Raw genomic sequence first — 15,186 nt, forward strand, 5'->3', positions numbered from 1 at the left:
GTACCGTTGGTGCTGGCGTTGTAGCTAAAATCTTCGAATAATTAACACTTAAGTTAATTGTAAAAGGCGCCTATTGGCGCCTTTTTTGTATCTGTAAGGCAAAAAGCCAAGCCAATTTATATTAGAATCGCTATGGTATACAATTGATTAACTATCTTAATTGCGCAAAAAGTTGTTACTTATGCTAAAAAAAACAACAAGACTTTCTTGGCCTGAGCGGGTCGCCAAGGTCGTAAACCGATTTGGAACCCTAAGGGTTAGCCTGTTCTTTTTCATGCTTGCTTTAGGCATCACCTTTCTCGAAGTTACTGTGCTTAACTATCTTTTATATGGAGAAGTTGAAGCTAAATCTTATTTAGACCCAGTGTTACTTACTTTATTGACTATGCCTTGGGTTTTGTACTTTATCTCCGAGCTAATACGCAGGTTAGAGCGCTCACGTGAGCATTTAACTCAGGTTATTGAGCAACTAGAAGCTTTGCGTAAACAAGACAAAGCTTCGGCGCTCAATTTGCGCCACAATATTCAGCAACTAAATTACGAAATCGAAGAGCGTAAACGGGCTGAGCTGCAAAGAGAAGAAGCCATTCGATTGTTAAAACAACAAATTGAAGAAAGGCAAAAAACCCAACAGAATTTAATAGAACAGTCTATTTTATTGCGCTCGTGTTTTGATTGCTCGCCTGACATTATTTATTACCGTGATGAGAATGGCCGTTTCTCAGGGTGTAACCGCTCATTTGAAGAGCTAACAGGCAAAACAGAACAAGAGATGATTGGTTTAACACCTTGGGATGTTTATTCAGAAGAGATCGCCGAAAAAGTGGTGGCTTCAGACAGAGAGGTACTCGCAACTAATGCCAGTTTGTCGTATGACATGTGGTTAACTTACCCTGATGGCAGCAAAAAACTGTTCTTAATCAAAAAAGTACCTTTCTTTAATAATGAAGGTAAAAGAATTGGCTTGCTTGGGTTTGGCCGTGACATTATGGAGAAACAAAAAGCGCAAGAAGCATTGGAGAAAGCCAGTCGCGACAAAACCGCATTTATTTCGACTATCAGCCATGAATTAAGAACGCCGCTGAATGGCATTGTCGGTATTAGTCGAATATTAAAAGATTCAAAGTTAACTAAAGAACAGCACAATTATGTCAATACTATATTTGCTTGCGCGGTTACGCTTGGCAATATATTTAACGATATTATTGACTTAGATAAAATTGAACGCAAAAAATTGGCGATTAATTATGAACCAGTTGAATTATCTGGTTTTGTATTTGAATTAAACAGCGTTGCGAGTCTAATGGCCGAACAAAAGAGTTTGGAGTTTAGTTTCCACTCAAATGTGCCAGAGGGAACTTGGGTTCAAGCAGATACAACTCGTTTACGACAAGTTCTCTGGAACCTGTTAGCCAATGCAGTTAAATTTACCTTAAACGGTGAGGTGCAATTTAACGTTGAATGCCATATTCGCAATACTTTTGTTTGGGTTGATTTTGAAGTTATCGACAGTGGTATTGGTATTCCTGAGCAAGAACTTGAGAACATCTTTACTATGTATTACCAAGTCGACCGCAAAGAGGTCCGAGCGGGCACTGGTACTGGTATAGGTTTAGCGATTTCAAAGATCCTCGTGGATGAAATGGGTGGGCAGATAGAAGTTTATAGTGAAATGAACGAAGGCAGTACTTTCTCAGTTTCACTTAAACTCGACTTAATAGAAGCCCCTGAATCAGCAACTACAGAATCTTCTGTCAATGGCTTATCTATTCTGTTGGTTGAAGATGTTGAGCTGAACATAGTCGTAGCCAATTCTATTTTGAAAAAGCTGGGCCATAGTGTTGTGGTTGCACGAACAGGGCAGCAAGCAATTGACGCATTCTCAGTGGGTAAATTTGATGTTGTTTTATTGGATATTCAATTACCTGATATGACCGGCTTTGATGTACTGAAGCACTGGCAGCAATCTAAGGTCACGCTTCCACCAGTTGTTGCACTAACTGCCAATGTCATCAAAACCAAAGAGGAATATCTTGAGAAAGGCATGGTTGATGTCATTGCCAAGCCGATCAAAATTGAAAATGTACACAAAGTATTTAATCGCCTGTTTGCTAATCAAGAAAATCAGGTCATTGAAGCAACTGCAGCACGTAGTGAAGCGAACGCAGACTTTGCCGTGTTAGACGTCGACTTCCTTGAGCAGATGTTAGACACCATAGGCTACGATCAATTAGAACAAAACTTGCAATTGTTCGAAAAATTGATCGCAGAATATATGGAGATCCTCGACTCAGTATTGTGCGCAAAAGACCAAGATGAAATTGGTAAACAAGCCCATAAAATAAAAGGGGCTGCAGCGTCTATGGGGTTACAACACATTCAAACGATTGCTAATTTGATTCAAATTACTGAATCACCAGCATGGTGGGAAAATTTAGATGATAGAGTTGAGCAGCTAAAACATGCATGTGAGCATGATTTGGTGGTATTGAAACAGTGGATGGAGACCCTATAGTCTAACTGAGCGCGTATGTAAATATGCGCGTTTAGGAAATTATCCAGCAGCCAATATACAAGCTGGCTGCTGAGATAAAACCTAACAGAATCCTTGTATTACGCTTCGACTTCTCCGCAGAAGCGATAACCTTCGCCATGGATAGTTGAAATGATTTCAGGCGTATCAGGAATTGCTTCAAAGTGTTTGCGCAAACGGCGAATTGTCACATCAACCGTACGGTCGTTTGGCTTAAGTTCACGACCCGTCATTTCTTTGATTAATTGTTCACGAGTCAAAATTTTACCTGGATTATCAAGTAATAATTTTAGCGCTCGATATTCACTTTTCGGTAAACGAATTGCTTCTTCTGAAGGAGATACTAATGAGCGGCTATCGCAATCTAACACCCAGCCATTAAATTTGTATTCAGTTACGCTTTCAGCAGACTCAACCGGAGACGTTTTAGTGCGATTCATCAGGTTACGAGCACGGATTGTTAATTCTCTAGGGTTAAATGGTTTAACCAAATAATCATCCGCACCAATTTCTAGACCAAGAATACGATCAACATCGTTATCACGGCCGGTTAAGAAAATTAAGCCCATGTTTTTGTTTTCGCGTAATTCGCGAGCTAACATTAACCCGTTTTTGCCAGGTAGGTTAATATCCATGACAACTAAGTTTATTTCATTGGTTTTTAAAACCGTGTGCATTTCTTCGCCATTCTCGGCAGAGAATACGTTATACCCTTCAGCCTCAAAAAGACTAGTTAGGGTGTTACGAGTGACGGCTTCGTCTTCGACGATTAAAATATTATGTGTTTGCATTGGTGTTAGGATTCTTCTGTTAAGTAAAAAATGGTATCAATAAAATATTTTTTATCACCTGTGATTATAGTTAACCGTTTGATAAGTCTCAATCCATAACTGTAGATTTTATATACTAATTTGTGCTTTTTTTAACATTTACTGGTATTTCAATTTTAAATAGTACACCTTTATCCTTTTCGCTCTCGATATGTATACTGCCGTTTAATGCTTGAGTGACCAAATTGTAGACCAAATGCATACCTAATCCACTGCCACCTTCGCCACGTTTGGTAGTGACAAAAGGGTCGAAGATTCGTTTTTTCATATTGTTATCCACGCCAACGCCGTCATCTTGAAAGATAATTTTTAGTAAACCAGAATGGACAGATATATTGATATCTATTTTGCCAATGCGTCCATCTGGAAATGCATGAATAATCGAATTCATAATTAAATTAATTAGAATTTGATTGAGCGGCCCTGGTTTGCTTTCGATGACTAACGACTCATCACAAACTAAATTAATTTGGTGTGGGGTGGCTTTGATTTTTGGCCGCAGTGATAAAAGCACATCATTTATGAAATCGAGTACTTTAAATGAGCGCGAATTTTCATTGCTTTGATCAACTGCAACTTGCTTGAAGCTGCTAATCAGTTCAGCTGCTCGATTTAAATTTCGATATATAATATTGAGGTTTTCTTCTCCCTCGGTTAGGAATTTATCCAATTGTTTCGCTGTAAGCTTTTTATTGTCTAGCGCGTTTTTGACTTCGCGTAATCTGTCATTTAACAAAGTTGATGCGGTAACACCTAAACCTATTGGTGTGTTTACTTCGTGAGCAATGCCAGCAACCATATCACCAAGAGACGCCATTTTTTCGTTTTCAACCAGCTGGTTTTGATATTTATGTAAGGTTTCGAGTGTGGTTAGTAATTCGTTATTTGCATCTTTCAGCGCATCTGTTCTTTGATTAACCTTATCTTCCAAGTTTTGATTAAGCTTGCGGATCTCAAGTTCAGATTGAGCTTGTTTGTCGATGTAGGCTTGAAATCTATCTAACAGGGTATTGAATGATGAGCTCAGACCATTGAGTTCAATTAAACTCTGTTTGGGGGCTCTTACACTATAGTCTTTCTCTTTTGAGGCAAACTTAAATAAAGTGACCAGTTCACCTATCGGGCCGGTAATTGATCTTTGTAGGCGCAGTGCCAAAATAAGCGCTGTGAGCAAAGACAAAATTAATACCGTTAATTTTAAGTAGAGGCTATTCCACAGTTGCTGATATTGTTTGTTTAATGTGAATCTAGCATAAATATAACCGAGCTTTTGCCCTTCAAATTCGATTACTCTGGCAACCTCCAAATGCTTGTCAAAAAACTCAGGTGTACCCAGATTATCTAGTTGATTTAACTTAGTTGGTATCGGCGGCACATTTTTTTTGTTGTAGCTAGCAAAAAACTCAGTTTGGTTGGCGGTTGCGTCATAACGATAGATGTGAATATTGTCGATATTATCAACTAAATTTAAGTTGGTTAGGCGAGAATTTTCAGCACTCGGGTCATTAAATATTAAATTCGAAGTGGCGCTAAAACCAATAATGTCGCTATAAGATATAGCCTGTCTAGCTAAGGTGTCTTTTTGTTGTTTAAATTCGTAGTAACCATTTGTCACAAAAGCCAGTATTAGTGCAACTGAGGATATAAATAACACCATATTAATGATGTTGGATTTAATCGAAGATATCGAGCTGGTTGTATTTAATTGTTTCGGTTGTTGTGTCATGCCGTTGGCTTTTATACGCTGACTTGATTTTAGTGTATGAACAAAGTCGCAAATTCACAAGGTGAGTTAAACTATCCGATTAAATTTTTGTGTATAGGTTGAAAATTGCTCAATTTAGATTAAATTTAGTTTCAGTCTGCCCGCTAACTGTGTACAAGGTCAATCTGATGGAATCTTTGTGGCAAGTGTATAAAAGTGTATATTTCGAGTTAAGTCAACCGTTAAGCGCCCAGTTAGATTTTGCAATAGTGACTGCGCACAACCCGTTAGGACAAATTTGTTCCGCGGGTCAAAACGCCACGTTAGATCGATTGTTACAGGCCGAAATTGTTGCTTTGTCTGTGCCTTATCGAAGTTTGGTCGGCTGTGATCTACAAAAAAGCCATATGGAGAAAAGCTGGGCGGTAGCAGTTGACAAGGCAGTGGCCATCCAACTAGCTAAAAACTATCAGCAAAATGCGTTGTATTGGGTGTCTTGTGATCAGTTGTATTTGGTGCCTGCTATGATTGGTGATGGCTATCGACAAGAGTTAGTCGGGCGATTTAGCGACCGTGTTGTGTCCAATTATGATTTCGAGCAATTAGCGGCCATTTAATAAGTTATACAAGGTTTGTTCGTCTAATGCGTATTTGTCTTTAACCTGCTGGACCAATTCGTTGCGCCGTTCTTCTGAAAGATTCTCGTCATTGAGCTCTTTAAAGTCGCTTATGCATATGCATAAAGCTTTATTGGCAAATTCGGGCTGCTTGGTTGTTACACTGCGAATTATCTTATGTGGGCAAATGCCTGCTCGCAATTGAATGCAGGGTTCATGTGCTGACAGTTTAGATGGAACTGTCAGCATACACAAAGCAAAAAAACTTAATGCTGTCCTAGTTGCAATTGCTAGCAAGTGCATATGTATAACAAAAAATAGTTAGTTAACAAGCTTTTGGTAAAGCGCTTCGTATTCCATTGCTGAATCGTGCCAATTGAAACGTGATTGCATGGCGCGTGTGCGAATAAACTCAAAAGTCTGTTTGTACTCATGGTAAAACAGTAGTGCTTTGCGCACGCAGTTCAGCAGCTCTTCACTATCTGGCCGGTTAAATACAAAACCATTGGCGTTGGCTGGATCAGCTTCCAAGTCAATGACAGTATCTTTCAATCCACCAACAGCGCGAACGATAGGCAAGGTACCATATGCAAGTGAATACATTTGATTGAGGCCACAAGGTTCGAACAGTGAAGGCATCATGAAAAAATCACTTCCTGCAGTAATTAGATGAGAGAAGCTCAAACTAAAGTCATGCATAAAGTAAAATTTATTACGATATTTATCACTGATTGCTTGGATTTGACCAACCAAGTGCGGATCACCTGTACCAATCATGACAAACTGCACGTTGTGATGCAGAATGTTTTCTATAATTGGGATAAGGTATCCAAACCCTTTTTGATCAGTAATACGACAAACCATACCAATTAGCGGGATGTCACCATCCACTGGCAAGTGGCTCATTTGTTGCAAACTAGCTTTACAAAAAGCTTTGCCATTCATATTTTCAACCGAGTAGTTTGAGGGTATGAATGGATCAGTTTCTGGATCCCATTGGCTATAATCGCAACCGTTGATGATCCCAACCATATCTTGTGATCTTGCTCTGAAATAATCTCCCATATGGTGAGAGCCTAGATCTGTTTGCAACTCTTGCGCGTAACTTGGGCTGACAGCTACAATCTTACTGGCATAGCGCACACCCATTTTTAAATAGTTTACGTATCCATGATTAACATCTTCATGATTTATGCCACTTTTAGCTAAAAACGGCACGCTGTCGATGTGAAATTGACCTTGGAAAGCGCCATTGTGTACAGATAAAACTGTTTTAGCATTGGTTAAAAAAGGATTGTTTGACCAATGCTTGTGCAAATAAAACGGAATTAAACCAGTGTGCCAATCATTGCAGTGAATGACGTCAGTGTTAAACTCGAGTAATTGAGCTAAGTGTAGTGCAGCCATGCTGAAAAAAGCATAACGTTCACCATTGTCATCGTAAGCTTCGTACCCATCACTATATATGCCTTTACGGTCAAAATAGGTCGGATAATCAACTAAATAAACAATTACACCATGCAGCTCAACTTGTTTTACGTTATACGTGTAAGTTAAGTCACCTGCATGCAATTCTACATCCTGTAATACAGTGCGAGCGTTTTCAACATTCGCACTGACTCTATACAAGGGTGTAACTATTCGTACATCATGGCCAACTTTTTTAAATGAAACTGGAAGGGCTTTAGCCACATCAGCCAGCCCCCCTGTTTTCGCTAGGTCTTCAACTTCCGATGATACAAATAAAATATTCATAGATTAGTCGTCAAACCCAACTTTAGTACCTTTTGGTACAGTTACTATACCACCAGCAGAAATGGTAAATCCGCGTTTTTCGTCTAAGTCGTGGTCAACACCAATTGTTGTACCTGGCGCAACTTCAACGTTTTTATCCAGAATTGCACGATGTATCGTACAGCCTTCGCCGATTACATTTGAACCCATAATCACACTTTCAGTGATGGCTACATTTGGCTGAACAATAACCTCAAAACCGAGTACTGATTTCTTCACGGTCGCGCCTTCAACAATACAACCTGAAGCTATAGAGCTGTCGGTAATTTGGTTGGCTTCACCTTTGGAGCAGCTGTAAATTTGTGCCGCTGGTACAGTCGGGTGGTAGGTACGCATTGGCCATTTTGGATTGTACAAATCTAATGCGCTGTCAGAATCTAATAAATCCATTGAAGCTTGCCAATATGAATCGATTGTGCCTACATCACGCCAGTAGAAAGGGTCGCCACGCTCACCAGGAATATGATTGTTGGCAAAGTCATAAACGTATACATTGCCTTCTGCCATTAAGTTTGGAATGATATTTTTGCCGAAGTCGTGTGATGAGTTAGGGTCTTGAGCGTCTTCTTTTAGAACTCTGTATAACACATCAGGGTCAAACGTATAGTTACCCATAGAAATTAAAGCAACGTCAGGGTTACCCGGTAGTGACTTCGGTTTAGCTGGTTTTTCTTCAAAACCAATTAAGCGTCCTTCTTCATCGATTTCCATAACACCAAATTGATGCGCTTCTTCAATTGGAACTCGGATTGCGGCAACGGTCAAATCAGCTTGTTTATTTTTATGAAAATCAGTCATCTGACGAACGTTCATTTTATAGATATGATCGCTACCAAAAATAACCACTAAATCTGGATCGTGGATTTCGATTAATCTTAGGTTCTGGTAGATAGCATCGGCTGTGCCTTCATACCATCGTTTACCCATGCGCATCTGTGCTGGTATTGGGTCGATAAAATGATCGGTCAATCCAGAAAAATGCCAGGCTTGTCGAAGGTGAATGTTGAGTGATTGAGATTTGAATTGTGTTAACACATAAATTTTGAGTAAATCTGAGTTAACGAAGTTATTTAAAACGAAGTCAACTAAGCGATATTGACCCGCAAAAGGTACAGCTGGTTTTGTACGCGTTTCGGTTAATGGGAATAACCGTGTGCCCGCGCCGCCAGCCAAAATCATCGATAAGATCCCTGCCATAGTCGTGCCTTGTAATGTTCTGTAGACTCACATCCAATAATTGGATATCCCTTTGTCCACCACATAATTCGGAAATATGTAAAAAACCGCTAACCGAACGTACGTCAGTGAACAAAGCACACCCAACTGTGGGACATTAAGTCTCGATTGAGGTTAACGATTGTAAGCACAATAAACTTTAAATTTATTGTCCTCAGCTACCACATCAACTTTGTTAAAGTGGTCCTGCAATATCTGAGCATACTTCAAAAATCTGTTTGCAACAATATATAAACGGCCATTTGATGTTAATACACTTTTGCAATCTTTTATAAAGCGCTCACTGATATGGTAGTCTATTTTTATTCCGGTGTGGAAGGGGGGATTGCTAAAAATCCACTGATAGTTTGATGAAATTTTCATTAAACCGTCGGAAATGACCACTGATCCAACCAGTTCGTTGATTTTTAACGTCTGTTTGCTGCTTTCTACCGCAAGAGAGTCTATGTCACATAAGTCAATTTCACAGGCTGGGTGGTACTTTTTAATGAAGCTGCCAATAACACCGCAGCCGCATGCAAAATCTAACACTTTACCAGAGATATTGGCGGGTAAATTTTCCAGTAATAATTGGGTGCCATGATCTAACTCTTTGTGGCTGAAAACGCCTGGTAAGCTCGCGACTTTAACTGTTTTTCCCTTAACATCATAGTTGGATTCAACAAAGTGATATGGTTGGGCTTGAGTGTCGTTTAACTCTCCGCGCAATAATACACAATGTTTGCCAGAGGCTACTTTGGTTATCTTGTCTAAATGATTGGCAAACAGTTTTGCGCTGCTTTTGATGCCACCTTTGTTTTCCCCAACAAAATAGATTATTGTTTTTGTCGGTAAAAAAGATTTTAATTGCTCAACCAACCAAATCGCTTTTTCTTTTGACTTAGGGAGAAATAGCACTACATTTTTATAATGTTTATTTGGTTTTGTTGGCCATAGGTAGGCTTGATTTCCATTGCAGCTCATTTCCTTAAATAACCAAGTGTCAGAATTAGAAAAACAGTGGTCAGATAGATCGGCGTTGGTGATGGGGTCGACAAACAAAAACGACTCATCGATGTAATCTGATAAAGTTTTCTTCAATAATTGACTGGCAAGAGACTGAGTTTGCATGATAATTTGGCTGTTCGGTAGTTTTCTTAGAATGATAGATTAACATATTCATGAATAAAGCGGGACGCTGGTTTTTTGCAAGTTTTGTTGTTGGCGCTACGGGGTTGCTCGTGTTGGCGTTTATTATACAGTCTCACTTGGTGCAATACTTCCAGGCGGAAAAGCAGCAGAATCTTACAGCACAGGTTGAGTTAGCTTACTCACAAGTTCAAGAGCTGATTAATTTAGAATTAGCTGAATTGTCTGTTTGGACAGAACACCCTTTAGTGGTTGAATTTGCCAAACAGCAACTTGAAGTTAGCGATCAACAAACCACAGTGCCTAGCTTGCGTGAAATGGATTATCTGGCGCTATTGATTGAAAATGGCGTGTTATCTGATGTGAACTACCACAATACATATATTTTTAGCCCAAGTGGGCAGCAAGTGTGGCAAGCTGAAACCACTATCTCACCGATACAAATACCGACGAGTCATCAAGACTATTGGCTTGAACAATTGCACCAAGGTCGTCCAGTTGCGTTGTTTTTAACTGAAAAAGCCGTGCCTGATTTGTTCTTTCCGATATTATTTGCTGTGCCAGTGGTTGAGCAGAGTAAAGTGATCGCAATACTTGCATTAGAGCTTAACCATGCGTCTAGAATGTCGACAATATTGGATGCTGCGCGTATGTCGGGTCAAGGGCGTGTATATTTATTCTCTCGTGCTGGAGATATTTTGCTGAGTGACAAGCAGGGAGATAGCGTTCTTGAAGATGGATACCAGATATCAGCAACCACTCACACCGATACCAACAAACAGTTTTCTTCGGTAGCAACGAGCACACAACAAACACAAAACTTTTTGTACGCACAAGGCTGGGTAAAGGCCAGAGATTTTGGCATCTTGCTCAGTTTACCGCGGGAAATTGTCGACCAAGCGCTGAAAAAAATTCAAGTCGGTATACTGATCTTGGTGTTTTTTGCGTTTATCGTCATGCTGGTGCTTATTTTTGTGGTAAATGTCAGTCGCGAGAAATTAAGGAAAAAACAAGATTCTGTGCTGCGCCATCAACAAAGATTGTTGCACGTACAAGATCTAGCCCATGTCGCATGTATCGAACTGGATAGCAAAACTAACCAAATTGATTGGTATAGCGGCTTTGAATTTATTGCCGAACTGCTGTCGGTAGACAGTGTTAAACCTAAGGTGTTATTCCGTCAACTTCACCCAAGCCAGCGTGGTTTAATTTTAGGGCAAATAGATAAAGTTCAGCGTGAGCAAACAAATGCTGAATGTGAAGTACATTTTAAAGATAAACTAAGTGATACTAAATTCTTTTTAGCCAAATTTTACTTAAAAGAAAATCCTGGTAGTTATCCAAGTGTTTTAATTTTAATTACCGACATAACCGAGCAGAAGCTGAAGCAAAAAGAAGCGCTGCAAGCTGAAATTGAGTATAGAGATTTAATTCTGCAAAGCGCACACGATGGAATTGTTAGTGTGGATGTCAGTGGACAAATTTCTTTGTCTAATGCCGCCAGTGAGATTATGTTGGGTTATAGTCGACGCGAACTGCAACACAAACGTTTGTATCAATTTATCGATAAACCGTCAGGCCTATCTATGTCGGGTAGTTCGCCATGCACACTAGCTTGCGAGCAACAACAGCCGATTGTTGGGACTTACTGGTTTAGACGCAAAGATGGTTCTAGTTTTCCAGCGGATTGCCGAGTTAACCCAATCATTCGTAATGATGAAGCGGTTGGAGCTGTATATTTATTTAGAGATATTTCCGAGCAACTTAAATTTGAAAGCGAATTAAAAGAGCGCGAGCAGCGGTTTAGGCGAGTCATTGAAGGGACATCTGATGCCACTTTTGACTGGAACATGCTAGATAACAAACTTCATTGGAATGCTCGATATTGGGAGATTCTAGATTATCCATATGCACAAGCGCAAAAGCTTGCTGATTCAGCTCATTTTTGGCATGAAACTGTTTTTCCAGACGATTTAGATAATTTGATTACCTCCATTCAAGCGCATTTGGTCCACAACAAAAACTTCGATTGTGAATTTAGAGCGTGTAAAAAAACAGGGGGAACCATATGGTTGCGAGCCCGTGGTCAAGCAATCCGAGAGCAGGGCAAGTTTATTTACATGTCGGGTACCATTTCTGACATTTCTAATATTAAGTCCGCCGAGCAAGAAAAGCGGGTACTTGAAGAGCAGTTGCGTCACTCACAAAAAATGGAGGCGATTGGTCAGCTAACGGGTGGCATAGCACATGATTTTAATAATATTTTAGCCTCAGTGCTTGGTTATGCTGAGCTTATTCAAGATTGTATCGAATTAGAACAAACCAACAAACTGCCTGACTATGTCGAGCAGATTATGACCTCAGGTGAACGCGCTCGAGATTTAATTCGTCAAATGATGGTGTTTAGCCGAAATGATACACAAACCACAGAAGCGATAAGCTTAAACAAAGTATTAAAAGATACTTTAGCTATGGTCCGTCCGTTATTGCCTAGTTCCATTGATACGCAAGTTAATATCGATGCTGATTGTCGAGTATTGGCGAATCCCATCCAACTGCAGCAGATTATTATGAACCTTGCGATTAATGCGCGTGATGCGATGTCGGAGCGAGGGTTTATTATTGTGGAAACTGAGTTTATGACTTCAGGTGTGCGCGTGTGTTCGTCTTGTCATAACTCATTTGAAGGTTTGATGGTGTGTATCCGAGTTGAAGATAACGGCAATGGCATTGATGAAGATACGCTCAAGCGCATATTTGATCCCTATTTCACCACGAAAGGATTGGGGGAAGGTTCAGGTATGGGGCTGTCCATTGTCCATGGTATTATTCACCAGTTGGGTGGCCATATATTAGTGGATAGTCAAGTTGGAAAAGGAACGAAGTTTGAGATTTATTTACCCATTGTTTATCAGCCAGAAAAGGAACAAGGCCCACAAACAACAGCTGCAATTGAAAATAAACTTTTAACTAACAATATATGTATTGTTGATGATGAATCGGCAATCGCCAGTTATTTGGCAGAAAAACTGTCGATGCATGGCTTTAACTGCCACGTATACACTGATAGCCGCAGAGCGCTACAGGCACTATCTAAAGATATTGACCAATGTGATTTGTTAATCACAGATCAGACAATGCCGCAAGTGAATGGCATTGAGCTGGCTAACCAACTTAAACAAATTAAATCTGACTTAGCGGTTATTCTAATGACAGGGTACAGTGAGCAGGTTAACGACAAAAACATTCAACAGTTTGATGTGGATGGTTTTATTGCTAAACCCATAGATTCCAAACAATTATTGAACTTAGTCAGCCAAACCTTGCAATCCAAGCAGATTAAGTAAAATGAACATATCAAATAACAAAATCGATTATCAATTTTGCTTAGAATGCATTATTCTAAGCATATAATTTTATGAACCCTTTATGACAGAAGAAGCGCATACCATGTCTGAACATAGATTGACTCATTTGAAACAGCTAGAAGCTGAATCTATACATATTATTCGTGAAGTTGTCGCAGAGTTTGAAAATCCGGTTATGTTGTATTCAATCGGTAAAGACTCATCCGTGTTATTGCACTTAGCACGTAAGGCATTTTATCCTGCGAAAATACCATTTCCTTTATTACATGTTGATACAACCTGGAAATTCCGTGAGATGGTTGAGTTTCGTGATCGCATCGCCAAAGAATACGGCTTTGACTTGTTAGTTCATATCAACCAAGAAGGTGTTGATATGAATGTGGGGCCGTTTACTCACGGCAGTGCAAAACACACTGATATCATGAAAACGCAAAGCTTAAAACAAGCCTTAAATAAATACGGTTTTGATGCTGCATTTGGTGGTGCGCGTCGTGATGAAGAAAAGTCTCGTGCAAAAGAGCGTGTATATTCATTCCGTGATAAAAATCATAGATGGGACCCAAAAAATCAGCGCCCAGAATTATGGAATGTTTACAACAGTAAAATTGATAAAGGCGAAAGCATTCGTGTATTCCCATTATCAAACTGGACTGAGTTAGATATCTGGCAATACATTTATCTAGAAAACATTGATATTCCATCATTGTACTTTGCAAAAGAGCGTCCAGTGGTTGAGCGTGATGGCGTTAAAATTATGGTTGATGATGACCGTATGCCATTAGAGCCAGGTGAAGAGCCAACAATGGAAATGGTGCGTTTCCGTACATTAGGTTGTTATCCATTAACGGGGGCGGTGAATTCCACAGCAGCCACTTTGCCTGAAATCATTCAAGAAATGTTGTTAACCTCTACTTCAGAGCGTCAAGGTCGCGTGATCGATAGCGATTCTTCAGGCTCAATGGAGAAGAAGAAAATTGAAGGTTACTTCTAAAACGGAATGACGATGCAAAACTACATTGATGTTTTTAATGGTGATGCCGACGGAATTTGCGCTTTATTGCAGCTGCGTTTAGCTAACCCACAAACTAGCACTTTAGTCACCGGCGTTAAGCGTGATATTAAGTTGTTAGAGAGAGTGCAGGCTAAAGCAGGTGATAAAGTCACAGTGCTTGATGTTTCCATGGACAAAAATAAAACGCCTTTGTTAGCGCTGCTTGAGCAACAAGTTGAGGTTTTTTATTGTGACCATCATTTTGCCGGCGAAATACCACAAAATGACCAGCTTGAAAGCTTAATTGATACTGCAGCGGATACTTGCACTAGCCTATTGATCAATCAATACCTTAACGGCCAATTTGTCAATTGGGCGATTGCTGCTGCTTATGGCGATAATATGTTGGTTGCCGCAGAAAAGTTGGCTGATGAACAAGGTTTAACTGCTGAACAAAAAGCACAATTAAAAGCTTTAGGTATTGCGATTAATTACAACGGCTATGGCGCAACGGTTGCTGATTTACACTATGCACCAGACCAGCTGTTTAAGCTATTGTTAGCTTATTCAGACCCGCTTGAAATGATTAGTGAGCAAGCAGATATTTATACCAAGCTGATTGCGAACTACCAAGCGGATATGCAGCAAGCTGAACAAGCTAAATTGTTGCATCAAAGCGCAGCAGGAAAAATTTTTGTTTTGCCGAATCAAGCTTGGGCTCGCCGAGTATCCGGTGTATGGGGCAATGATTTAGCCAACCGTGCACCTGTAGATGCTCATGCTGTATTAACTGAATTGCCACAAGGTGGTTATTTAGTATCGGTGCGAGCACCGAAAGAAAATGCCTTTGGTGCTGATGAATTATGCATGAAGTTTGCTACCGGCGGCGGCCGCAAAGCAGCGGCAGGCATCAATGAGTTACCAGAATCAGAATTATCCAGATTTATCGCTGAATTTGATCAGCAATACACAGTTTAAGAGGAA

11 protein-coding genes are annotated in these 15,186 nt (G+C 40.0%); 5 read left to right on the top strand and 6 right to left on the bottom strand.

From position 1 onward, the window contains the following. Positions 1–181 precede the first annotated feature (181 nt). Positions 182–2,515, top strand: a complete 2,334-nt coding sequence (gene arcB / locus DS2_RS09515; RefSeq protein WP_035014580.1) for an aerobic respiration two-component sensor histidine kinase ArcB — start codon at positions 182–184, stop codon at positions 2,513–2,515. A 98-nt stretch (positions 2,516–2,613) separates the two neighbouring features. Here arcB and arcA read toward each other — a convergent pair whose 3' ends face one another. Both arcA and DS2_RS09525 read right to left on the bottom strand, forming a co-directional pair. Next, a complete protein-coding gene (gene arcA, locus DS2_RS09520; protein ID WP_035014516.1) occupies positions 2,614–3,324 on the bottom strand; it encodes a two-component system response regulator ArcA in 711 nt (236 codons plus the stop codon). A 115-nt stretch (positions 3,325–3,439) separates the two neighbouring features. Next, positions 3,440–5,089 (bottom strand): ATP-binding protein, encoded by a 1,650-nt coding sequence (locus tag DS2_RS09525; RefSeq protein WP_235188575.1) that lies wholly within the window; start codon positions 5,087–5,089, stop codon positions 3,440–3,442. A gap of 167 nt (positions 5,090–5,256) precedes the next feature. Here DS2_RS09525 and DS2_RS09530 point away from each other — a divergent pair, with 167 nt between their 5' ends. Further along, positions 5,257–5,685: a DUF3293 domain-containing protein gene (locus DS2_RS09530; protein ID WP_035014517.1), complete on the top strand. Its 429-nt coding sequence runs from the start codon at positions 5,257–5,259 to the stop codon at positions 5,683–5,685. Here the strand turns inward: DS2_RS09530 and DS2_RS09535 are convergent. The 4 genes from DS2_RS09535 to DS2_RS09550 all read right to left on the bottom strand — a co-directional run bounded on the left by DS2_RS09535 (position 5,671) and on the right by DS2_RS09550 (position 9,825). Continuing rightward, positions 5,671–5,934, bottom strand: coding sequence for a hypothetical protein (locus DS2_RS09535; RefSeq protein WP_152537585.1), 264 nt, complete (start codon positions 5,932–5,934; stop codon positions 5,671–5,673). The genes DS2_RS09530 and DS2_RS09535 overlap by 15 nt on opposite strands. Positions 5,935–6,006: 72 nt before the next feature. Continuing rightward, positions 6,007–7,440: a glycogen synthase GlgA gene (glgA, locus tag DS2_RS09540; RefSeq protein ID WP_035014519.1), complete on the bottom strand. Its 1,434-nt coding sequence runs from the start codon at positions 7,438–7,440 to the stop codon at positions 6,007–6,009. 3 nt (positions 7,441–7,443) lie between these two features. After that, positions 7,444–8,676, bottom strand: a complete 1,233-nt coding sequence (gene glgC / locus DS2_RS09545) for a glucose-1-phosphate adenylyltransferase (protein ID WP_035014520.1) — start codon at positions 8,674–8,676, stop codon at positions 7,444–7,446. A 153-nt stretch (positions 8,677–8,829) separates the two neighbouring features. Next, entirely contained in the window at positions 8,830–9,825 is a 996-nt protein-coding gene (locus DS2_RS09550) for a class I SAM-dependent methyltransferase (RefSeq protein ID WP_035014521.1), read from the bottom strand. Between the two features lie 50 nt (positions 9,826–9,875). On the opposite strand from DS2_RS09550, the gene DS2_RS09555 reads away from it, so the two are divergent. The 3 genes from DS2_RS09555 to DS2_RS09565 all read left to right on the top strand — a co-directional run bounded on the left by DS2_RS09555 (position 9,876) and on the right by DS2_RS09565 (position 15,180). Beyond that, complete coding sequence (locus DS2_RS09555) at positions 9,876–13,190, top strand: PAS domain S-box protein (RefSeq protein ID WP_035014522.1); 3,315 nt, start codon at positions 9,876–9,878, stop codon at positions 13,188–13,190. An 82-nt stretch (positions 13,191–13,272) separates the two neighbouring features. Continuing rightward, positions 13,273–14,202: a sulfate adenylyltransferase subunit CysD gene (gene cysD, locus DS2_RS09560; protein WP_081754244.1), complete on the top strand. Its 930-nt coding sequence runs from the start codon at positions 13,273–13,275 to the stop codon at positions 14,200–14,202. Between the two features lie 12 nt (positions 14,203–14,214). Beyond that, complete coding sequence (locus DS2_RS09565; protein ID WP_035014523.1) at positions 14,215–15,180, top strand: hypothetical protein; 966 nt, start codon at positions 14,215–14,217, stop codon at positions 15,178–15,180. Positions 15,181–15,186: the final 6 nt, after the last annotated feature.

The organism is Catenovulum agarivorans DS-2, assembly GCF_000568405.1.
Taxonomy (GTDB): Bacteria; Pseudomonadota; Gammaproteobacteria; order Enterobacterales; family Alteromonadaceae; genus Catenovulum; species Catenovulum agarivorans_A.